The organism is Phenylobacterium soli (assembly GCF_003254475.1).
GTDB classification, from domain to species: Bacteria; Pseudomonadota; Alphaproteobacteria; order Caulobacterales; family Caulobacteraceae; genus Phenylobacterium; species Phenylobacterium soli.
The window spans coordinates 2,065,146-2,082,734 of sequence record NZ_QFYQ01000001.1 but is presented as its reverse complement, the minus strand read 5'-3'; the positions used below and the strand labels follow the sequence as shown (position 1 = coordinate 2,082,734).

The following is a 17,589-nucleotide window of genomic DNA, read 5'->3' as shown; positions in this document are numbered from 1 at the left end:
TCAATCTGCGGCGCAGCCGGCAAGTTCGGGGGCCGCGCGGCACAGCTCGAGATCATTGGCGCGCAAGCGAGCAACACGATCGGCATCCAGCGGTTCACGCGCCGCCTCCGTCTGCATGAGTTGAGTTGAAAGCCGAGCCGCGGCCGATGAGGCGGCGTCGCGCCGCAACGCCGCCTCATCGACCCGGGCGACGGTCGCCCTGGCGCCCTGCGCCTCCAGTCCCGCAACCGCAGCCTGGGCCAACGCGGCCTCTGTGCGGGGCCGTTGCCGCGCCGCCTCGTCCGAACGCCCCTTCCAATAGAGGCCGCTGTACAGCACCAGGACGCAAACCGTGGCGATGACGACGAGCACCGTACGGGGCGAGAGAATGAAATTCGGCACTTCGGTCTCCGGTCGGCTTCAGGGCTCAGCCTTGCGGGCGGCTGCGGCGAGCTTTGCCCAATCCGTGACGGTGGCGCCCGCGAGGTAGAGGGTGGCGAGAGCGACGTTGGCGCCGACGAGCGCCAGGCCGATCCACTTCAGGGCGCCTGCATCCGAGAGCCGCCAGATCACACTGGCGATCCCGGCGCTGTTCAGGGCCGTCGCGGCGTAGGTGAATATCCGCCGCCAGAGCCAGCGGACCTCAAGCAGGTGGGCCATTCGACACCTCCTGGACGGCGGCAGGTCGCGCTTCGAGCCGCCCCACCCGGCCTTGGTCTGCTGACCACAGCTGCGCCAGAGCCCAGGCGAGAAGTGAGATCGCGATCGCCCAGAAGCGGTTCTTGAGCCCCTCTACCGCCTTGAGCGTATGGGCGGCCGAGCTCTTGATCTCCACCAGCCGCTCCTCGCACCGCGCCTCATGGTCGGTCAGGCGCTGCTCGAGGGAAGCGAGGCGTTCGGATTGACCAACTACTTTGGCCACGACGCCTCTCCGCTCACGCTCACATTGGTTCCATTCGTCTTACTGCTCTCGGTTCCCGTCTTCTGCTCGCCCGTGAACAGCTGGATCGGCAGGCCGCTCAGCATCGCCACGACCTGCTGGGTGCTCGTGACGGGGGCCTGCAGTTGCTGCTGATCGACGCCCCGCAGCATGTCGCCCACCTGCGCCTGAGTGGCGATATTGCCGCGCTGACTGGCGTCGTAGTCGCTCGAGAGGTTGCCAAGCTGGCGCGCCGCCGCCAGGGCGCGGTCCATCTGCTGGGACCGCAACTGGGCGTTCAGCTCCTTCGCCTGTTCCGCCCGCTGCGCGTCGGATTGCGCCGCTCCCAGCGCCTGGCTGAAACCCTGGGAGTGCAAGCCTGACAGGGTCGAAGCCCTTGCCCGCGCCAGTTCGCCTTCCGTCATGGACTGGGTCAGCGCCGCGCCCGAACCGCCGAATGCGCCGGATCCCGCCAGGTCGAGGGCCTGCTGTGCGCGCACCTTGGCTTCGTTGGCGCTCAGGTCCGCGTCCGCCGCCCCGACCACGTCCTTCAGGTACGGGTCCATGTACTGCTGGATGTAGGGCGAAGCTGTCGCGGCCTGCCCGACCTGCGGCGCGTTGGCGTTCATCACATAGCCCGTTTCACCGACCGAGCTGTTGAACAGCCAGGGCTGGCCCGTCAGGTGCTGCGCGCCCGCCCCCGCCAGGGTCTGGAGACCGTTCGCCGGCGCGACGAGGCTCTTCGGATCGAGCCCGTTCAGCGCGCCGACCCGGCCCGCGACGCTCTGGGTCAGGTTGGAGGCCCACTCCGGCACGATGGGCGTCGTCGTGGTGTTGAAATTGCTGTTGGTGGTGGAGCTCGACTTCGAGGCCGAACCGCCGATCTTGAAGCTCATCTAGAGGTCCTTTGCGATCACTCGCGCCAGCGGCGCGTATCCATCGGGCTTCAGCGCCCGCTCCCATCCAGCGCGTCCGACGATCAGCAGCCGGCGGCAGCCCTGGCCGCGGCCCCATCGCTCCATCTGCGGCAGCAGCGCGCCCCTGAGTTCGTCGAGCTCGCCCCCCGCCAGCCAGATCAGCAGCCGGCGCTCGCACGGATCGGCCTCGACCAGCGTCACCGCCGCGCTCGCCGAGCCCAACCACAGCTGCGCCTCGCCGCGCGCCAGAAGGCCGCGGACGTCGTCCAGTCTGTGGGTTCGGCCCGCATGGGCCAGGGCGGGATCGAGGAGCGGGGCCGCGCGGCCCCAAGCCTCCTCGAAGCTCACAGCAGCCCCGTCGCCGCCACGTCGAAAACCGGCTCGCCGATGCGGCACGCGGTCGGAGCGCTGGCGCCGGAGAACCGCACCTTGAACAGCCGCCCGCTGAGCAGCAGGTCGGTCTTCGCGTCGCCGGCCGCCATCGCGGCGGGAACAGAAGAGACTTCCGCCCCCTGCGGAGTCCGCCGCGCCGTCACGGTCACGTTGACGGGCCCCACCTGGCCTTTGAAATCCGGCCAGAGCCCGCGCACGAGGAGACCGTGCTCAGGATCGAGATAGCTGTCCGCCGTCTCGACGAACCAGGAAAACGGCGCCCCGTCGGCCGACCGGCCCTTCTCGTGGAAATAGACCGCGCCATCGAAGGCGACGCCGACGGGGAAAGCGCTGGGACCTGCGTCCACGAATGTGGTCCTGCCCATGATTCCGCGATACCAGGAGCCGGCGTCCGGGCCCGTCAGGCACAGGGCGAGATACCGGCTGTTCTCATACCCGTCCCGACCGTCAGGATAGTCGAACCGCACCTCGCCGAATTCGGCGTTAGAGGAAGCCACGATCTTGTCGCCCTGGCTCGCGGCCACGTTCTCCGCGAATGCCTGGCGGATGGGGCACGGGATCGGCTCTGGCTCGCCGCCCACCACATAGCGATAGAACTGCCGGTCGGGACTGACCCAGAAAGCCGATTGGCCGACCACAACCGCTGCATTCGGCCCGATGAGGCCGCAGTTGCGCCCGACCCGGTCGAAGCGCCACGGCTGGTTCAACGCGCCGACATAGGTGCCGAGGAACAGGGCGTCGCTCGTCCAGACCAGCATCACCGGTCCGGCCATGCGCCCGGCCACGATCCGGCCGCCACCGGTCAGCACATATTCCCGCGCCGTCGATCCCGAGGCGGAGGTGCTCCACTGGCTGTTGTTGCGGATCGACGAGTGGCGGATGCAGAGCGGGTTGAAGACGCCCGAGACCTCCTCGTTGCAGCCGAGGGCGAACACTTGGTAGCCGCCGTTCAGCGGCGCCACGAGCATGTGGGTGACGTTCGCGGGCGCATTCGCCAGCGGCGCAGCCTTGGCGGCCGTGTTGTTCGTCCAGGCGAAGATCGTCTGGTTGCGCGGGCTCGCCAGCAGGTTCTGTCCCCAGGCCGCGAACGACCAGGTCAGCGGGAAGTAGTCGCCGGTCGAGGGCAGGCCATAGCCGCCCACGCCAAAGGCGCCCGTGCCGAACCCCGCGCTCCCGGCGCCGTCCACCGCGCCCGCCGTGAAGCCGCTCGCCGGCGTGATGTCGAACATCGCCCCGCCCTGCCACAGCTGCAGGCCCGAGTGCGTCCCGAAGGCGATGTTCAGCACCGCGGCGTTGTCGGTCCACGGGAACGCCGTCCGGCACACCCCAGTGAGCTTGCTCGCCGTCAGGCTCTCCCAGCCGCCGACCACCTGTGGCCGCCCCAGCCGGAACCGTACGTTCGACCCATCCGCCCACCGGCCCGACCCGGCAAACGAGGTGTCATCGCCGTTCAACCCCGGCGGCAGGTCGAGGGGAATTCTCATGTGACCTTCTGTCCAGAAGCATGGGGTGCCGACCGGCGCTCCGAAGGGAGCTCGGCTTCATCAAGGCGAGGATGTCTGGTTTTGGATACGCCCAGGAGGCCCGCAGGCCGGAGAATGTGGGCGCGCTTGGGATCCCAGGAGGGGATAGCCCGCCCTCAACTCAACGTGGTATATGATCTCTATGGATCAGATCGTCGACTGGGACACCGAGCGCGACGAACGCGCTTCGCCACAACGAACGATATGGCGGCAGGTTGGCGCAGATGATTTTGAGTTCATGACGTCAGAAAGTTCGCGCGAGCAGGACGAGAACGCGACCTGAAGCACCGGCACCGCCCTGCTTTGCGCCATTCTGAGTACCACCACCCCCAGCGCCAAACGTACTACCCGCGCCTCCGTCGCTGCCGCCTACAGGCTGTCCGGCGCCACCATTTCCCCCAGCAAGGCTCAGGCCGATTGAACTTACGTCGCTGAAGCCGGCTCCGCCGCCCCCTCCACCGCCGGCGTTTGTAGCTCCGCCCGAACCTCCTCCGAGGCCGCCGGAAGTCCCCGCGCTGCCCGAGGCTCCCCCGGCACCGCCAGCTCGATTGACGTCGCCACCGCGCGCCATGCCGCCGTTCCCAGTAGGAGAAACCGCAGACCCCGCCTTGCCACCGCCAGCGGTAAGGACAAAGCCGTTTGGAAGCGTGACCGTAGTGTCGCCTCCATCAAATCCGTAGGTTGCCAGCCCAGACGCAGCCGCACCGGCGCCGACCGCCCAAGAAATAGTCTGCCCTTTAGCCATCTTCACAGTCTTCAGCAGCGCTGCGCCCCCGCCACCGCCAATCTCACGTGGAGATCCGGAGCCTCCCGATGCGCCGCCCCCGATAGCGTAGATCACCGCAACGCAGGGCTTAGCTGCAATGATTGATCCAGCACCGCTCTGGCCATCGGCTATACCAACGAGCTCCAAGGCCGCCGTGGGCTTGTGGCCACTCATTGACTGATTAGGCGCCGCGCCCAAGTCCCGACGCATCAATATACCCCACCATGAGCTCGGAAAGTAATGCCGTTGGAAACTGATTGGCCGATGGCCACGGCAAGCCCGGTGCCGGCTCCCAATACCAAGGGATTGTCTTCAGAATAGCCGAAATCTGTCTTCGGATTCGCCGCGGCAGCACCCGGCGTCACCGTTGGCATTAGCTGACTATCAATCAACGTATAGGTGGCGCCGACTTTCTTATAGAGCTGGCAGTTACAAGCAGAGCCGACAGCCCCTCTCGGAATTGCACAAATTGAGGTGATCCGGACGCCGGTCGTATCTATAGTCTCGTCGACCAGAACAACAACGTTCGTCGGTGTGTTGAAGGTGATTTCTGCGGCGGACGCAATAGCTGTCCACATCTTCGGCATTTGCGGCGATATAAAATTATTACCCGTAGGCATGTGGTTCTCCTAGAGAGCTACGGCGAACGCCAGGGCCATGGCCTGAGACGCGAGGATATTTGAGGCACCGCTGTCCGAAACTGCGGCCACGGAGCCGTCCGGTGCGGTGACTAGACGGTTCGCGCCGCTACCGTTTATGAGAGCGACGCGCCCCGACGTATCGGCCTTGAGACCACCTAGTGGCGTGGTCTGATCATTGGTGAGCAGGCTGAATTGGCCACTCACCGAGCCTTGGGTGAGAATGATGCCGCCCCACGAGGCTCCGACCCCGTCGGTCTTCAGCACCCGCCCCGCGTTTCCCGTCTGCCCCGGCAGCACCCCTGCATTCGCCGCGAACGCCGTCGCATCCACGTACGCCTTCGTCGCCGCGTCCTGCGCCGCGCCGGGATCCGCAACGCCGGTCAGGCGCTGGCCGCCGAAGTCGCTGCCCTGCACGCGGTAGACCCCGGCGCCGTCGCACATCAACGCCACGCGCTCGCCCGGCGCGATCAGCGCCGTCGCGCCAGCGCCCGTGGTGAGCGTCAGGGCCGCCGCGCAGGCGTTCCAGACGAGGTAGCTCTTGCTGACCGAAGGCACGGTCACCGTAAACGGCCCCGCGCCGGTGAACTTCAGCATCGCGGCCCGCGCCTCGTCGTCGCCGGCGTTGGCCGACGTCAGGGTCGCATTGGCCGTCAGCGCCTTGGTCAGCCAGCCGGCGATGGCGTAGTCGGCGTGGTTCAGGACGACGTTCAGCTTGTCGCCCCACAGGTTGATGTTCTCGCCCGTGAACTGCAGCTCGAAGCGCAGCGAGGCGGACCAGGAGGAAGGCATCAGACGATCACGGCTCCCGTGTCTTGGCGGATCCAGTGCACGCCGTCGGAGTGGGCGAGGATGTTGAGGTCGCTCACCAGCGCGACGCAGTTGGGATGGTTGGCGGCCGGCGGCAGGCCGGCCTGGGCCACCGCGAACACCGGCTTGGGTTCGCCGGGAACCTGCAGCCCCTCGATGGCGTCGCGGAACGACTTCAGGAGCGCGCGCAGGGCTTCCGGCACGCCGGGCCCGATCGGGTGCAGCATCAGCTTCCTCTCAGGATGTCGAAGGGTGCCCGCGGCCGCGGCAGGTCGGTGGCGAGCGTGCGCGGCGCGCGGCTCCTCGCCTCCTTGGAATTGATCTCGGCGAGCGCCGCCTCGAGCTTGCCCGCATAGGCCTGGGCCAGTTCCGCATCGCGCAGGAAGGGAGCGGCCTCGCACAGCGTGGCGAACAGATAGACGTCGGGCCAGTCGGCGAGCAGCGCATTGGTCGGCGCGGCGTCGGAGAGCTGGAACTTCGCCAGCATCCGCAGCACGAAGCCATAGGCCTGGTCGCAGGGCCGGTCGAAGGCGAGCGCGCCGCCGTCGACGCCCCAGAGGCTCGGCTGTCCGCGCAGGCTGGTCGCCGCCAGCAGGCCGGGCTCGGCGAACCGCAGGGCGCAGCGCGAGCCGTCCGACCGCAGGATCCACAGCGCCAGGGGCTCGGCGAAGCCGGCCGGCAGCGGGATCGTCCGCGCGCCGACGACGCCTGTCAGCGGCTGCTCCGTCTCGGCCAGCCGCGTCCGCAGGGCGCGGTTCAGCCGGGTTTCGGCGAGCGCAATGAATTCGGGGATGCGCGCGGTGAGGTCCGCGCGCACGAGCCAGTTGGCCGCAGCCGCCTGCAGCTCGGCGTAGGTCGTGATCGCCATGCGGGATCCGATCGGAATGGATGAGAGGGGCCCGGGCGGCCCGAGGAAAGCGGGGGCAGGCCGCCCGGGCGACTAGCGCGAAGGGGAGCGCGCTAGTTGTTCGCCAGGCGGCAGGCGAGCTGCGGCCGGATGGTCTTGTAGCCGTAGAGAACGTCCAGTCGGCACGGGAACTTGTCGTTGTTGATGTCGTACTGGCGCACGATCCGCATCGACACCCCGTCGAAGACCTCGCGCGCCGCAAAGTCGACGCCGCGCGGCATCACCATGTCGGCGCTGGCGAAGGCGAAGGCGCCCTTCTGGTAGGCCATCGAGATCCCGTGGGCCGTCGAGGCGACCCCGGCGAAGGTGATCGCCGCGGCGTTCGCGGGCGCGGCCGAGACGTTCTGCATCGGGCCGGAGGTGACGATCGCCGGCGAGATCTGCAGCGCCCCCGCGCCGCCCGCATAGTCAGCGGTCAGCGTGAACTGCTGCAGGGCGCTGGTCGCCTGCTTGGTCTCCGGATGGACGCGGAACACGCCGGCGATGGTGAAGACGTCGCCCCTCACCGCGGCGCCGGCGCCCGTGCCGACCGTCAGGCTGGAACCGGTCTGGCCCGCGCCGTTGACCACATAGGCGCCGTTGGCCGCGCCCCGCGGGTGGGCCGGCCACAAGGTGTTCTCCATGAAGTCGAACCCGGCGGTCCGCCCCATGAAGCCCTCGCGGTTCTGCTTGCCGATGCTCGACTGATCGTTGAACAGGCCCTTCAGGGCGTCGACCAGGTCGACGTTGTCCTGGGTGTTCAGGTTGCAGGTGCGGCCGGCCAGGGGCGCGAGGTTGTCGACCAGGATCTTCCGACCCTGCAACACCTTGGCGAAGGTCGCCGCCGCGCCCTGGTTGTTCACCTGGTTGTAGACGTCCTTGTACATGCTCATGGCGTCCGCCTCGATGTTGGCGGCCAGCACGCTCATGGCGGGCTCGAGGATCCGGTCGGAGAACTCGTCCAGCGACAGGGTCAGGTCGATGCTGGTGAAGTTCAGGTCGACGCCCTTCTGGGTCTGCACCTTCAGGTCCACCGAGGTCTCGGTGGTGTCCTGGGCGGCGAGCGTCGGACCGCTGCGGACCACGTACTGGTTGGGCAGGCGCACCTTCAGGGTGTCGCCCACCTTGGCGCCCTGGCGGGCGAAGCTGTCGTCGTATTCGCGCGTGATCGAGCCCACGAAGTTGAGCTTCTGGTGCAGCACGCGCAGCGCTTCCCGCGTCACCGCGGTCGGCGTCAGGATGGCGTTGGCCATGTCTGTCCTTTCAGGGATGGGATGAAGCCGCGCGAAAGCGCCCGAGGCGGCGTCGGCCGCGTGCTCGGGTGCGGCGGGCTCGCGCCCGCGGCGGCAGGTTGGTCAGTTCAGCGCCGCAGGGTGCTCCCGACCGATGGCGCAGCGCGCGGCCGGGAAGATGCGAACGCGGTCAGATCGGAGGGCTCAGAGCCCCAACAGGCGATGATGGAGGTCCATTCCGACGGTCAGGAAGAGCAAGGCCAGCGCAAAGTCCATGACGGGGATGCCGACCAGCACGAGGAGGAAGACCCAGACACGCACCCGCGGCGCCAGGAAACGCCGGATCAGCAGCCAGTAGAAGGCGACGCCCACGACGCCGAGCGCCATGGTCTCGACGAACCTCAACCACTCGGGCTGATCGCCGTTTGGAAGCAGAATCGACAGCTGGGGGAATCCGAACGCGCCAACCTGCGACACGGACGTGAGCAGCTCAGCAGGCCAGGTGCTGCACGCGCCGCACGTCCATTCATAGGCTTGCGACGCCAGGGCGGCTGCGAAGACGACGAGGAACCACCACCGCGGGACCGTGCGTGGGGCCTTACCTGTTCCGGAGTCGGATCCGTCCATCTCGCCAAGCCTCGTCATATGCCTTCTGCGCCTCCTGACCGAGTGCGTCGGAGCCCGATTGACGCACGAGTCGGTCAAGGCTCGCCTTCTGTTGCGGATCGACGAACACCGGGTTTCCCGGCTGCACGTCCGCCAAGGACCTGTCCGCGTCCCAGTCGGCGTGGTTCAGGGCGCGATCCTCGAGCGCATGCAGTTGGTCGCGGGTGAAGCGGCCGCCGGTGATCCGGTTCAGAGAATCGTCCAGCACCTTGTCGGCGCCGGAGAGCTTCATGCCGTTGTGGACGATGAAGCGCTGACCCGCGTTCAACGCCATCTGAAACGGCGCCTCGTCCGGGCCGGGCGTCAGACTCTGCACATCCGGCGACAGCGCCGCGGCCGCGGGCCCGCCCACCGGGTCCAGCAAGCCGTCCACCAGCGTGCTTCCCACCCGCGCGCGCAGGTGCTCGAGGTCATCGGGTGCGCTCATCGCCCGCTCCATTCAGGCAAGCTAGACCGTTCGGAACAATATGTGAACATCATTATCGCGCCTTCCGCACCTGTTCGGCGCGGCGCTGCATCCACTCCTTGGTTCCGAGTTCGTCGCGCACGCCGCCCGCCACTGCCGCGCCGCTGACCGACACTGCCGGACGCACGCTCGGCGCCTTCGCCGCCGCCTCCCGCTGCCCCGCCTGGTCGGCCTGGTAAGCCCGGTGCAGGATCTTCCAGACCCGCGGGTCCGACGCGTGTTGCAGCTCCTCCAGCGTCACCCCGTGCCCGCGCGCATAGTCGACGATCCGACCCGCCAGCTCCGGGCCCCAGCCTTCGATCTCCCGCGCCAGGGCCTGGCCGGTGGACGCCAGCGCCTCGGCCGCCTCGCGGCGGCGTCGATCCGACGTCCGTGGGCGTGGCGCGCCACGGCGTGGGCGTAGGCGTTCCGCAGGTCGCTCGCGTGCTGGAACCGCGCCCACAGCGCCTCGGCGCGATGCGGGTCCACCTCGGCGAGCCGGCGCCAGTCCAGCTCGGCGAAATCCTGCAGGTGCTGGTCCAGCGCCGCCAGGTGCGCCCGATCGGACAGGGCCTCGTCGTGCGCCTGGGCCTGCTCGGCGACGGCCATGCGCTCGCTCTCGAGCGCCCGCCGATGCTCGGCCAGCTCCTGGGTCTTGCGGGTGTAGTCGGCCTGCCGCAGGAACGCGCCCTTCAGCGCCGCGGGCAGGGTGTGCACCTGGCCGTCCAGCTCCAGTTCGAAGGTGTCGGGCGCCTCGCCCTCCCCCTCTTCCGACTCATAGGCCTCCGCCTCCCCCGGTTGGTCTTCGGCGCGCGCGATGTCGTCGGCCGCCTTGCGGTCGTCCTGGTCCATGGATTGTCCTTGGGATTGAGCCCCTCGGGGCGATGTAGGATAGCTGGCCGCCGGCCGCGGACCTCTGCCGCGATCTGCGCCTGACGGCGGCGATGGACATCGAGAAGTGACGTCTATCGGCGCATCGCCTTCAGCCGGTTGGTCTCGGCCTCGAAGGCCTCGATCTGAAGCCGCCGCGCGGTCTGCGCCTGGTCCTGCTTGAGCGCGGCGATCTCCGCCTGCGCCGCCTTCAGCGCCTGGCCGAGCTGGGTCAATTGCCCCTGCGCCGCCTGCAGCTGCTGCGCCTCGGCTGATCCGCCCTTCAACTGGGCCGGCAGCATCGCCTGCAGGCGCGCGGCGATCTCGTCCGCTCCCGGCCAGTCGAGATTCTTGGCCAGCAGATCGCCGATCAGCGGCGCGGCCTGCGGATAGGCGCGGATCAGTTCGATCATCTGGTTGGCCGCCTCTTCCCTCCGGGTCGTGAAGGAAGGTCCGCTCGCAACGGTGAGGTCGTACTTGCCGATGGTGAGGTCGTAGATCTTCTCGATGTCGCCGAGCTGGGCGGCCGCGCCGTTGGCGGCCGGCGGCTGGTTGACCGCCACCGCCCCGGCCGTCCCATCCGGCCCCAGCACCCGGATCACGCGCGGGGCCGCATAGACCTTGGGGATCAGGTCGATGAGGATGCGTCCTGCGTGACGCAGCGCCCGGCTCAGATTGTCGATGTAGTGGAAGGTGGAGACGTCCCCTTCCCGCTGGCGGGCCAGGATCGCGCGGCCCGAGGTCTCGTTGGACATGGCGCCCAAGCTGGCGTCGTGCAGGCCCATGATCGCCTTCATGTCGTCGGACGCCGACAGCGCCTCCTGCATCGCCCCGGCCGGCGGCCCGGCGAAGGACTGGCGCTGCGGCGGCTCGGGTCCGTCGTATTCGATGTACGCGTGGGTCTGGGTGTTGGCCGTCGCCCACTTGGCGCTGTCGGTCTCGAAGGCGCCCTTGCGTCCGATGAACGGAGTCTTGGGCGCCAGCGCCACCAGCTCCGTCATGGTCGTGCGCCAGTAGTTGAACATCCGCTGCGGGTCCTTGGCGTCCCGCACCAGGCTGCGCAGCCGGCGCTTGCCATCGACGTGCAGCTCCTCGCCATAGACCGGCACGATCGGAATGTACTTGCCGGCCCAGTCGACGGTCTCCAGCACCTCCGCGCCGGTCAGGATGCGCTGCGTGACCTTGTGGCTCGCCACCTGCCGGGGTCGCCCGACGACGCTGACGCCGAGCGCGTCGTACATCGTCTTCTGCGCCGCGTAGACCGACGCCTCCACCACCTGGCCGTCCGACAGCGCCAGGATGCTCCGCTGCACGGGCTCGCGGCGCCAGTACTCGGCGACCATCACCTGGTCGCCCTCGAGCCAGGGCCCGGTTAGCTGGGCGTAGGAATCCGCGCCCCAGTCTACGGCCTCGGCGCCCTTCCAGCGCGCTTCGAACACCGCCTTGGGCAGGGTGTCGACGACGAAGGCCGTGTTCCAGTCCGAGCTGTCCGCCGCTGTCCCGTTCGGGTCGCCATAGATCGAGAACGGGTTGGCCACCCGCTCGATGACCAGGTCCTGATCGAAGGTGTCGTCGCTGGCGTAGCGCGTATTGATGCGGAAATAGCCGAAGCCGCCGGTCACCGCGAAATCGAGGGCGGTGTCGTAGGCGACCTCCGCGTCGGACGATCGTTCGATGTGGCGGATCAGGCCGTTCAACACCTCCGCGGTCTTCGGATCGGCGGCGTCGTCGACCGGATGAACCACCATGGCCGGCTTGTTCTGCCGTGCGTCGTTGACCACCTGGCGGATGAAGGCCGGCAGCCGGTTGATGGTCAGGCACGGCCGCCCGTCCAGCTCGCGCTCGCGTCGCACCCGCTCCGGCCACTGCTCGCCAAGCCGGGCGAAACGCAGGTCGTCCAGCGCCTCGCGCCGGTTCTCGGCCTCCGAGTCGGCAGCCAGCTCGAAAGCCTCGCGCGCCTCGCGGATGATCTCGTCGTCGGACAATGAAGGCCCCAATGGCTAAGGCCCGTCCGGGCTCGAGGCCCGTCGGGTTCGGACGGCGGCCGTGGCCGCCAAGGCTCTGGAAAGAAGGCTTTGGAAGGGACGCCTTGGAACGGAAGCTTTGGACCGAAGGCTTCGGAAGAAAGCCCGCCCTCTCGCGCCCCACACGCCGATCAGCCTACGCCGATCACCCCGCCGAGGGGCTCAAGGCGCAGTTCTCAGCGATGCCAGGATCATCTCAAAAACGCGCGCGCACGTCAAGAACAAAATGAGAACTCAACGCCCGGTGAAGTCGCCGCAGACGTCGGCGGCCTCGAACGCCTCGGCGTCGTCGAGCTCGTGCGTCACGGGTCGGTAGTAGGCCCGCTTCGGAAAGGTCACGCGCCCCATGGGCTGTCCGTAGCCGCCGACGCAGCGCGCCACCTTGTCCGGCACGACATCGGGGACGCCGTCCCTCCGCAGCCAGATCCGGACCGTGCACGGATAGAGATCCTTTGGATCCCACTCGTCTGGGGGGCTGGCGTACTTCCAGTGGTCCCCCTCCCGATCGGCCACGCCATAGGTTCCTGTGGCCGCGCCACTCGGATACCAGTGCGAGACCCCGAACAGCAGACGGCCGTCGGGCTGTTCCTTAGCGGCGAAGTAGCGGAAATCGTTGTTCGGCCCGCCAAGGCAGTAGATGGCGCTGTAGGGCGAGGTGTGTGCCCCCGATCCCTGGGATGGAGGCTTCGCCGCGCCGAGCAGGGCAAGGCCCGCCACGGTGATCGCCAAGGCTCTGCGCATCCTCACCCCCCCCTAGGGCGCGTGCTTGGGCGGCAGCCGCAGCAAGGCGTCGCGAAAGGCATCGACCCGGTGCTGCGTCTGTTTCGCCCACTTGGAGTTGTAAAGCTCTTTCGCCGCGCCTGCATAGTCACCGGACTGGATCAGGCTCCAGGTCTTGGGGAAGGTCGCCGGCCATTTCTTTGCGCCGAGTTGGAAGTTCACCGCCGCCAAGCGGCGGGTGAAATCCGGATCGTCTATGCCCGCCGCATCCGCCTGTTCCTTCGCCCTCCTCAGGGCCTCCGCGCCGTCCTGGCGGAAGAAAGCGTCGACCTGGGCATCGGTGATCCGCTGCCCGACCTGCAGATTGTCCGCGGGCTTCACCAGGTGACCGATGCCGACCGTCGGCAAGCCACGGCTGTCGAGGTAGACATCATTGCGACGCCCCTCCTCCTGCGGGCTTTGCAGAAGGCGTTGCAGGTCGCCCAGTCCGCCGTCTCCGCCATCCGCCTCCGCGTCCTGACGCGCGCGCCAGGCTCTGGCGTTCGCCTCCCAGACTTCGTCGGGGACGTCGATGGATGAGAAGGGCTTCGGGGCCATCGCGCGTCTCCCGGCATGACAAGCGCCCGATCGGGCGGCGCCCGTCGGATTGGAAAGGGGATCGTCGGAAGGGGGCATCGCCGCGCCACGGACGCAGCTTTCGACGATGCCGAAAGTCTCGCAAATTCGCGCGCGGTCGTCAAGAACAAATCAAGAACATCACTCCGCCGCCGTTAACCAATCAGGCTTAACAATTCATTGACTCTAAAGCGAAGCTTCGGCGATCTCGGCGCGGGGGGAGTGGAATGCAAGCCGCACGCATCGTCGCGCTTGCGCTCCTGGGGCTGTTCGCGACCGGGACGCAGGCTGCGGCTGAGACTTACGAAGGGCCCAGCGCCTATCGCACGGCGGTGTTCTGGAACCCGGCCGAAAGGCTGTGGACCGGCGGGCTCGCTCCGGACGGCTGCACCGCCGCCGGTCACCGCGCGCCCATGGCCGCCGCCAAGGTCCGCACCGCGGTCTATCAGCAGCGCGGCGAACTGATCGGGGAGATCCGCGCCCTGCCCGCCCAGGCGCCCCTGGTCATCGCCCAGGCGCACAGCTGCGCCACTGAGGCCGACTCGGCGACCACGACCTACGCCCTGCTCACCGAGGCGGATCGCAACTGGAGCCTGTTCCGCAAGGCGTTCTCCGCCTGCATGAGCCGCACCAATCAGGCCCAGTACGTGGGCTCGATGACCCTTTGGATCGACCAGCGCTGCGACTGGTGAGCCGCCGTTAGCCCCGGCGCTCGAGGCTGCTTCCGATCTCGCCCAGGATTTCCCGGATCTCCTGCGCCACCTCGCGCGGCAACTCGCCGCCCGCGCCGCCGTCGCGGAAGAATTTCATAGCTGTCAGCGTCCGCGCGAGCTGTCCGAACGCCTCCGGCTCCCTCACCGCCAGATGGGCCAGCAGCCCCCTCAGCAGCAGGTCGTGGGCCATCAGGATCTTCTGCGCCTCGTCCAGCCTCGCCTCGAGCGCCAGGATGCGGGTTTGGTCGTCGATCATGCAGGGCCTGGAACGCGGCGTCGGGGAGCGCACGATCTTAGCGCCGAGCGCCGCCCGCGGGATGATGAATCTGCAACCGGCCGGAACCCCCGCCACGGTCGCGCTTTTTCATGCTGCGGCGACGCTTCCGATTGGTCGCGTGAAGTCTGGGAGCCGTAATGCCCCGGCCCGACGCGGCAGGCATGCCGGGCCGGGGCAATCTCCCCTCGCCTACTTGGTCAGGCTCTCGTAGCGCACGGCGAACAGTTCGCAGGCGGCGGGGAAGCCTTCGAGATAGGCCCGGCGGATGGTCCGCCGGAAGCCCAGCTCGACCCTCAGCTCGCAGTAGGTCGACTGGCCGTTGGTCAACAGGCTGCGGCGCCAGATGTACCGCGTCTGCCCCTTCACCTCGACCTGGTCGGCCCAGGGCCCATAGAGCGCCACCGCCGCGTCGAGCTCCTGGCCTGTGAGACGGGACGGCCCGCTGGTCGTGCTCGCGCAGCCGCCAAGCGCGAGGGCAAGGGCCGAGGCGAGGACGAAGAGCCGCATCATGGCCGACCTATGCCATGGAACGCCAGGGGACTGGCAAGAGCTCGCAACTCAGCCGCGCACTTAGGAAAATACTAATAGGCGTTGAGCCATACCGCTCTCATGCAACTTCGTGACGCGCGCTTTCTCGTGGTCGACGACCACCAGCCCATGCGGGAGATCCTGAAATCCCTGCTCTATGGACTCGGCGCCCGCCAGGTCCAGGAGGCGCGCGACGCCGCCGAGGCGTTCGATATCCTGCGCTACACCGTCTTCGACATCCTGCTCACCGACTACGACATGGAGGGCGCGACCGGCGTCCAGTTGGCGCGCCGTCTGCGCCGCACGGAGGGCAATGCCAACCGGCGCATTCCGATCATCATGGTCACCGGCCGGGCCGAGGGCCCGGTGATCATCCAGGCACGGGACGCCGGCGTCGACGAATACCTGGTCAAGCCGCTGACCACCGTTGGGCTCTGCCAGAAGATCGAGGCGGTGCTGGCTCGCCGCCGCCCGTTCATCGACTCCACCGCCTATGTTGGGCCTGACCGGCGCCGCAGAGCCGCCGAATTCGCCGGCCCCGAGCGCCGCCAGGCGGCCATGGCGGGCGCCCGTCGTTCCTGAGCCATACCGTCGCACCCGCCCTTCCAGACCCATTGTGGGTCGCGGCCCGGTTGCATCATTTGGCAATGCGCGCCCAGGGTTAAACGCCGGTTTCGAGAAGTGGCCGGCACGGTAAGCGGTGAGAGCCGGACATCCGCCGCAGTCAGCCACGCCCCCAGCGGGGGCTGACCGCCGGCCGAGGAGCGAGATCCTCGGCCCAATGGGGCGCCTCGGCGCCCCTTCGTGCGTTCAGGGCCCATGAGCTCCGAGAGCGTTCATACCATCCTCCAGCCCCTGCTGATCGCCGTCGCCATCAGTCTGGTGGTGTTCGCCGCGGCCACTGTGCTGCTGTGGCGCGACGGCCGCCGTCAGAAGCGCCCGGAGGGCGAGGCCTAGCCCATCCAGCCCAGCGGCTCGTTCGCCACCCGCCGCGCGCGATGGGGCGTCGCCGGGCCGCCGCGCCGGTTGGCCGCGAACTCGCCAAACGCGTCGGCCGCGTGGCTGGCGTCATCGTGCAGCGGGCCGCCGTAGCTCCGCGTCCCCCGGTTCCAGCGCTTGCGATAGGCGCGCAGGCGTTCCAGCCCGCCGCCGCAGGCTTCGGCGTCGAACCAGCACAGCGGGATCATCAACCGCGCCGCATTGATCCGCTCCTCCGGATCCATGGCCGCGCCCACGAAGACGGGACGAACGCCCAGCCCCTCCAGCGTCTCGAGCCGCGAACGCCCGGCCGCGCCCAGCTCGCGCACCCGGACGTCGTGCGGCAGATGGTGGGTCCCATAGACGTACGGCCTCGCTGCCAGCGCCTCGCGCGCGATCGCCTGCAGCCCCGCCCCCTGGGTCTCGAAGTAGTCGATGACGCGCACTTCCCGTCCGGCCTGCTGGAAGAACCAGATGGCCGTCTGGTCGTCGATGCCGAGGTCCCAGGCGGTGTCGACCTTCAGCGCGGGATCGTAGGGCACGCGTCCGATCCGCCCCGCCCGCTCGGCCTCGCCGATCAGGCCGGCGTAGTAGGCGCCCGGCGCGGCGGCGTCGAAGTCCACCAGGTACTCGGACGCGAAGCGCGCCTCGCCCTCCTCTTCCGACCCCATCTCCGCCGCCAGCTCGGCCCGCTCCCGCGCCAGTTGCTCGGGGCCGAAGACGTCGGTCTCGGTCGCGGGCGACTTCAAGGTGAACCACTCCGGGTCCCGAGCCCTGACCTCGAAGGCCCGGGTCGCGTGCCCCCGTCCGCGTGGGGTCCACAGGAAGAGCGCCCAGCCGCCGTTCTCGGCCAGGATAGGCCGGATGAAGCTCCACGCGTCGGGCTTGGCCAGGGCCCACTCGGAGAACACCACTCCGACCGGGGGCGAGCCCACCAGGCTGTTGTAGTTGTCGGAGCCCACCACCTGCCAGGTCGCCCCGTTGCGGAAGTGGATCATCATCTCCGCGTCGCGGGTGCGTGAGCGGGTCTTCAGTGGAAAGGCCTCGTCGATCCGCTTGCGGCCGGTGTGCGGATTGATCGCGTCCCAGATCGCCTTGCGGCCCTGGCTCGCCTCCGGCAGCAGGTGCCAGTAGGTGCCGGGCCGGCGCAGCATGGCCGTGGCCGCCCAATGCAGCGCCACCTCGTCCTTGCCCCAGCGCCGGTGCGCGACCACGTCGGCCCGCAGCCCGCCGCCTTCGAGGTAGAGCCACAGCGGCTTCTGGTAGTCGCGCGGGTCCCAGCGGAACGGGGCGATGGCCAGTGGGGCCGCGCCGCCGCGGCTCAAGGCTCACCCTCCTCCGCGCGCGCCTTCTCCTCCTCGGTGATGTCGCCATAGCGCTTGACGATGACGGTCAGGCCTTCCGGCGCGCCGTCCGTCTCGCCGCCCAGTCGCGGGCGGCCATGGCCCCGGTCGAGCACCTCGCGGGCGGCCGCGAGCCGGATCGGGGCCGGCGTCTCCGCCGCCTTCATCAGCTCTGCCAGGGTGGTGAGGGCCGCGCCGGAAAGACTCTGCGCTCTTTTGCGTAGCTTCGCGGCAGGCGTGCAATCGCGCCCGCCGCGTCCTGGGACGGGCATGGGAATTTCCTTTTGAAACAATCGGCGAGAGGAAATGCTCTTCCGCGGAAGCTGCACGGAACGAGCTGGGCTGAA

The 17,589-nt window shown here is 68.6% G+C and carries 27 protein-coding genes; 4 read left to right on the top strand and 23 right to left on the bottom strand.

Annotation, left to right across the window (positions count from 1 at the left end):
- Genes DJ017_RS10340 through DJ017_RS10320 form a run of 6 tightly spaced genes read right to left on the bottom strand, consistent with a single transcriptional unit; the run spans nucleotide 1 to nucleotide 3,692 of the window.
- Complete coding sequence (locus DJ017_RS10340) at nucleotides 1-381, bottom strand: hypothetical protein (RefSeq protein WP_111528647.1); 381 nt, start codon at nucleotides 379-381, stop codon at nucleotides 1-3.
- Between the two features lie 18 nt (nucleotides 382-399).
- Complete coding sequence (locus DJ017_RS10335; protein ID WP_111528646.1) at nucleotides 400-639, bottom strand: hypothetical protein; 240 nt, start codon at nucleotides 637-639, stop codon at nucleotides 400-402.
- Nucleotides 623-901 (bottom strand): hypothetical protein, encoded by a 279-nt coding sequence (locus DJ017_RS20090; RefSeq protein WP_133255443.1) that lies wholly within the window; start codon nucleotides 899-901, stop codon nucleotides 623-625. The genes DJ017_RS10335 and DJ017_RS20090 overlap by 17 nt, the downstream gene beginning before the upstream one ends.
- A complete protein-coding gene (locus DJ017_RS10330) occupies nucleotides 889-1,794 on the bottom strand; it encodes a hypothetical protein (protein ID WP_111528645.1) in 906 nt (301 codons plus the stop codon). Before DJ017_RS10330 ends, DJ017_RS20090 begins: the two co-directional genes overlap by 13 nt.
- Nucleotides 1,795-2,163 (bottom strand): hypothetical protein, encoded by a 369-nt coding sequence (locus DJ017_RS10325; protein WP_111528644.1) that lies wholly within the window; start codon nucleotides 2,161-2,163, stop codon nucleotides 1,795-1,797.
- Complete coding sequence (locus DJ017_RS10320) at nucleotides 2,160-3,692, bottom strand: hypothetical protein (RefSeq protein ID WP_133255442.1); 1,533 nt, start codon at nucleotides 3,690-3,692, stop codon at nucleotides 2,160-2,162. The genes DJ017_RS10325 and DJ017_RS10320 overlap by 4 nt, the downstream gene beginning before the upstream one ends.
- A 181-nt stretch (nucleotides 3,693-3,873) precedes the next feature.
- On the opposite strand from DJ017_RS10320, the gene DJ017_RS20360 reads away from it, so the two are divergent.
- On the top strand, nucleotides 3,874-4,014 hold the full coding sequence (locus DJ017_RS20360; protein ID WP_165830595.1) for a hypothetical protein: 141 nt from the start codon (nucleotides 3,874-3,876) through the stop codon (nucleotides 4,012-4,014).
- On the opposite strand, the gene DJ017_RS21070 is transcribed toward DJ017_RS20360, so the two are convergent.
- The 13 genes from DJ017_RS21070 to DJ017_RS10265 form a co-directional block, all read right to left on the bottom strand.
- On the bottom strand, nucleotides 3,976-4,671 hold the full coding sequence (locus tag DJ017_RS21070; RefSeq protein WP_452418380.1) for a glycine-rich domain-containing protein: 696 nt from the start codon (nucleotides 4,669-4,671) through the stop codon (nucleotides 3,976-3,978). The two genes, DJ017_RS20360 and DJ017_RS21070, sit on opposite strands and share 39 nt — an antisense overlap.
- Before the next feature lie 35 nt (nucleotides 4,672-4,706).
- Nucleotides 4,707-5,117, bottom strand: coding sequence for a hypothetical protein (locus DJ017_RS20085; protein WP_133255441.1), 411 nt, complete (start codon nucleotides 5,115-5,117; stop codon nucleotides 4,707-4,709).
- 9 nt (nucleotides 5,118-5,126) lie between these two features.
- Entirely contained in the window at nucleotides 5,127-5,927 is an 801-nt protein-coding gene (locus tag DJ017_RS10315; RefSeq protein ID WP_111528642.1) for a hypothetical protein, read from the bottom strand.
- A complete protein-coding gene (locus tag DJ017_RS10310; RefSeq protein ID WP_111528641.1) occupies nucleotides 5,927-6,172 on the bottom strand; it encodes a hypothetical protein in 246 nt (81 codons plus the stop codon). Before DJ017_RS10310 ends, DJ017_RS10315 begins: the two co-directional genes overlap by 1 nt.
- Nucleotides 6,172-6,813: a phage adaptor protein gene (locus tag DJ017_RS10305; RefSeq protein ID WP_111528640.1), complete on the bottom strand. Its 642-nt coding sequence runs from the start codon at nucleotides 6,811-6,813 to the stop codon at nucleotides 6,172-6,174. Before DJ017_RS10305 ends, DJ017_RS10310 begins: the two co-directional genes overlap by 1 nt.
- A gap of 92 nt (nucleotides 6,814-6,905) precedes the next feature.
- Nucleotides 6,906-8,084 carry a P22 phage major capsid protein family protein gene (locus tag DJ017_RS10300; RefSeq protein ID WP_111528639.1) on the bottom strand — a complete coding sequence of 393 codons (1,179 nt, stop codon included), beginning with the start codon at nucleotides 8,082-8,084 and terminating at the stop codon, nucleotides 6,906-6,908.
- Nucleotides 8,085-8,267: 183 nt separating this feature from the next.
- On the bottom strand, nucleotides 8,268-8,690 hold the full coding sequence (locus DJ017_RS10295; protein WP_111528638.1) for a hypothetical protein: 423 nt from the start codon (nucleotides 8,688-8,690) through the stop codon (nucleotides 8,268-8,270).
- A complete protein-coding gene (locus DJ017_RS10290) occupies nucleotides 8,662-9,168 on the bottom strand; it encodes a hypothetical protein (RefSeq protein WP_133255440.1) in 507 nt (168 codons plus the stop codon). Before DJ017_RS10290 ends, DJ017_RS10295 begins: the two co-directional genes overlap by 29 nt.
- Before the next feature lie 40 nt (nucleotides 9,169-9,208).
- Nucleotides 9,209-9,436 (bottom strand): hypothetical protein, encoded by a 228-nt coding sequence (locus DJ017_RS10285; protein WP_111528636.1) that lies wholly within the window; start codon nucleotides 9,434-9,436, stop codon nucleotides 9,209-9,211.
- Complete coding sequence (locus DJ017_RS10280) at nucleotides 9,433-10,026, bottom strand: hypothetical protein (protein WP_111528635.1); 594 nt, start codon at nucleotides 10,024-10,026, stop codon at nucleotides 9,433-9,435. The genes DJ017_RS10285 and DJ017_RS10280 overlap by 4 nt, the downstream gene beginning before the upstream one ends.
- A 113-nt stretch (nucleotides 10,027-10,139) precedes the next feature.
- Complete coding sequence (locus DJ017_RS10275; RefSeq protein WP_111528634.1) at nucleotides 10,140-12,029, bottom strand: portal protein; 1,890 nt, start codon at nucleotides 12,027-12,029, stop codon at nucleotides 10,140-10,142.
- A 273-nt stretch (nucleotides 12,030-12,302) separates the two neighbouring features.
- On the bottom strand, nucleotides 12,303-12,809 hold the full coding sequence (locus tag DJ017_RS10270; RefSeq protein WP_133255439.1) for a hypothetical protein: 507 nt from the start codon (nucleotides 12,807-12,809) through the stop codon (nucleotides 12,303-12,305).
- Between the two features lie 12 nt (nucleotides 12,810-12,821).
- Complete coding sequence (locus DJ017_RS10265) at nucleotides 12,822-13,385, bottom strand: glycoside hydrolase family protein (RefSeq protein WP_111528632.1); 564 nt, start codon at nucleotides 13,383-13,385, stop codon at nucleotides 12,822-12,824.
- 245 nt (nucleotides 13,386-13,630) lie between these two features.
- On the opposite strand from DJ017_RS10265, the gene DJ017_RS10260 reads away from it, so the two are divergent.
- Nucleotides 13,631-14,095, top strand: a complete 465-nt coding sequence (locus DJ017_RS10260; protein ID WP_111528631.1) for a hypothetical protein — start codon at nucleotides 13,631-13,633, stop codon at nucleotides 14,093-14,095.
- Nucleotides 14,096-14,102: 7 nt separating this feature from the next.
- Here DJ017_RS10260 and DJ017_RS10255 read toward each other — a convergent pair whose 3' ends face one another.
- Both DJ017_RS10255 and DJ017_RS10250 read right to left on the bottom strand, forming a co-directional pair.
- Nucleotides 14,103-14,372, bottom strand: a complete 270-nt coding sequence (locus DJ017_RS10255; RefSeq protein ID WP_133255438.1) for a hypothetical protein — start codon at nucleotides 14,370-14,372, stop codon at nucleotides 14,103-14,105.
- 210 nt (nucleotides 14,373-14,582) lie between these two features.
- Entirely contained in the window at nucleotides 14,583-14,900 is a 318-nt protein-coding gene (locus DJ017_RS10250) for a hypothetical protein (protein ID WP_165830594.1), read from the bottom strand.
- A gap of 102 nt (nucleotides 14,901-15,002) precedes the next feature.
- Here DJ017_RS10250 and DJ017_RS10245 point away from each other — a divergent pair, with 102 nt between their 5' ends.
- Both DJ017_RS10245 and DJ017_RS20355 read left to right on the top strand, forming a co-directional pair.
- The gene (locus DJ017_RS10245; protein WP_111528628.1) at nucleotides 15,003-15,503 is read left to right on the top strand and encodes a response regulator; all 501 of its coding nucleotides are present in this window, start codon (nucleotides 15,003-15,005) and stop codon (nucleotides 15,501-15,503) included.
- A 237-nt stretch (nucleotides 15,504-15,740) separates the two neighbouring features.
- Nucleotides 15,741-15,878, top strand: a complete 138-nt coding sequence (locus tag DJ017_RS20355; RefSeq protein ID WP_165830593.1) for a hypothetical protein — start codon at nucleotides 15,741-15,743, stop codon at nucleotides 15,876-15,878.
- On the opposite strand, the gene DJ017_RS10240 is transcribed toward DJ017_RS20355, so the two are convergent.
- Both DJ017_RS10240 and DJ017_RS20080 read right to left on the bottom strand, forming a co-directional pair.
- Nucleotides 15,875-17,224 (bottom strand): hypothetical protein, encoded by a 1,350-nt coding sequence (locus DJ017_RS10240; RefSeq protein ID WP_111528627.1) that lies wholly within the window; start codon nucleotides 17,222-17,224, stop codon nucleotides 15,875-15,877. The genes DJ017_RS20355 and DJ017_RS10240 overlap by 4 nt on opposite strands.
- On the bottom strand, nucleotides 17,221-17,514 hold the full coding sequence (locus DJ017_RS20080; RefSeq protein WP_133255437.1) for a hypothetical protein: 294 nt from the start codon (nucleotides 17,512-17,514) through the stop codon (nucleotides 17,221-17,223). Before DJ017_RS20080 ends, DJ017_RS10240 begins: the two co-directional genes overlap by 4 nt.
- Nucleotides 17,515-17,589 lie beyond the last annotated feature (75 nt).

Excerpts from the sequence above, each read along its gene's own strand:
- DJ017_RS20080 (WP_133255437.1), bottom strand. The coding sequence starts at position 17,514 with ATGCCCGTCCCAGGACGCGGCGGGCGCGATTGCACGCCTGCCGCGAAG.
- DJ017_RS20360 (WP_165830595.1), top strand. The coding sequence starts at position 3,874 with ATGGATCAGATCGTCGACTGGGACACCGAGCGCGACGAACGCGCTTCG.
- DJ017_RS10330 (WP_111528645.1), bottom strand. The coding sequence starts at position 1,794 with ATGAGCTTCAAGATCGGCGGTTCGGCCTCGAAGTCGAGCTCCACCACC.
- DJ017_RS20355 (WP_165830593.1), top strand. The coding sequence starts at position 15,741 with ATGAGCTCCGAGAGCGTTCATACCATCCTCCAGCCCCTGCTGATCGCC.
- DJ017_RS10245 (WP_111528628.1), top strand. The coding sequence starts at position 15,003 with ATGCAACTTCGTGACGCGCGCTTTCTCGTGGTCGACGACCACCAGCCC.
- DJ017_RS20085 (WP_133255441.1), bottom strand. The coding sequence starts at position 5,117 with ATGCCTACGGGTAATAATTTTATATCGCCGCAAATGCCGAAGATGTGG.
- DJ017_RS10320 (WP_133255442.1), bottom strand. The coding sequence starts at position 3,692 with ATGAGAATTCCCCTCGACCTGCCGCCGGGGTTGAACGGCGATGACACC.
- DJ017_RS10270 (WP_133255439.1), bottom strand. The coding sequence starts at position 12,809 with ATGCGCAGAGCCTTGGCGATCACCGTGGCGGGCCTTGCCCTGCTCGGC.
- DJ017_RS10280 (WP_111528635.1), bottom strand. The coding sequence starts at position 10,026 with ATGGACCAGGACGACCGCAAGGCGGCCGACGACATCGCGCGCGCCGAA.
- DJ017_RS10255 (WP_133255438.1), bottom strand. The coding sequence starts at position 14,372 with ATGATCGACGACCAAACCCGCATCCTGGCGCTCGAGGCGAGGCTGGAC.
- DJ017_RS21070 (WP_452418380.1), bottom strand. The coding sequence starts at position 4,671 with ATGAGTGGCCACAAGCCCACGGCGGCCTTGGAGCTCGTTGGTATAGCC.
- DJ017_RS10250 (WP_165830594.1), bottom strand. The coding sequence starts at position 14,900 with ATGCGGCTCTTCGTCCTCGCCTCGGCCCTTGCCCTCGCGCTTGGCGGC.
- DJ017_RS10335 (WP_111528646.1), bottom strand. The coding sequence starts at position 639 with ATGGCCCACCTGCTTGAGGTCCGCTGGCTCTGGCGGCGGATATTCACC.
- DJ017_RS10305 (WP_111528640.1), bottom strand. The coding sequence starts at position 6,813 with ATGGCGATCACGACCTACGCCGAGCTGCAGGCGGCTGCGGCCAACTGG.
- DJ017_RS10300 (WP_111528639.1), bottom strand. The coding sequence starts at position 8,084 with ATGGCCAACGCCATCCTGACGCCGACCGCGGTGACGCGGGAAGCGCTG.
- DJ017_RS10310 (WP_111528641.1), bottom strand. The coding sequence starts at position 6,172 with ATGCTGCACCCGATCGGGCCCGGCGTGCCGGAAGCCCTGCGCGCGCTC.
- DJ017_RS10260 (WP_111528631.1), top strand. The coding sequence starts at position 13,631 with ATGCAAGCCGCACGCATCGTCGCGCTTGCGCTCCTGGGGCTGTTCGCG.
- DJ017_RS10290 (WP_133255440.1), bottom strand. The coding sequence starts at position 9,168 with ATGGAGCGGGCGATGAGCGCACCCGATGACCTCGAGCACCTGCGCGCG.
- DJ017_RS10265 (WP_111528632.1), bottom strand. The coding sequence starts at position 13,385 with ATGGCCCCGAAGCCCTTCTCATCCATCGACGTCCCCGACGAAGTCTGG.
- DJ017_RS10295 (WP_111528638.1), bottom strand. The coding sequence starts at position 8,690 with ATGGACGGATCCGACTCCGGAACAGGTAAGGCCCCACGCACGGTCCCG.
- DJ017_RS10315 (WP_111528642.1), bottom strand. The coding sequence starts at position 5,927 with ATGCCTTCCTCCTGGTCCGCCTCGCTGCGCTTCGAGCTGCAGTTCACG.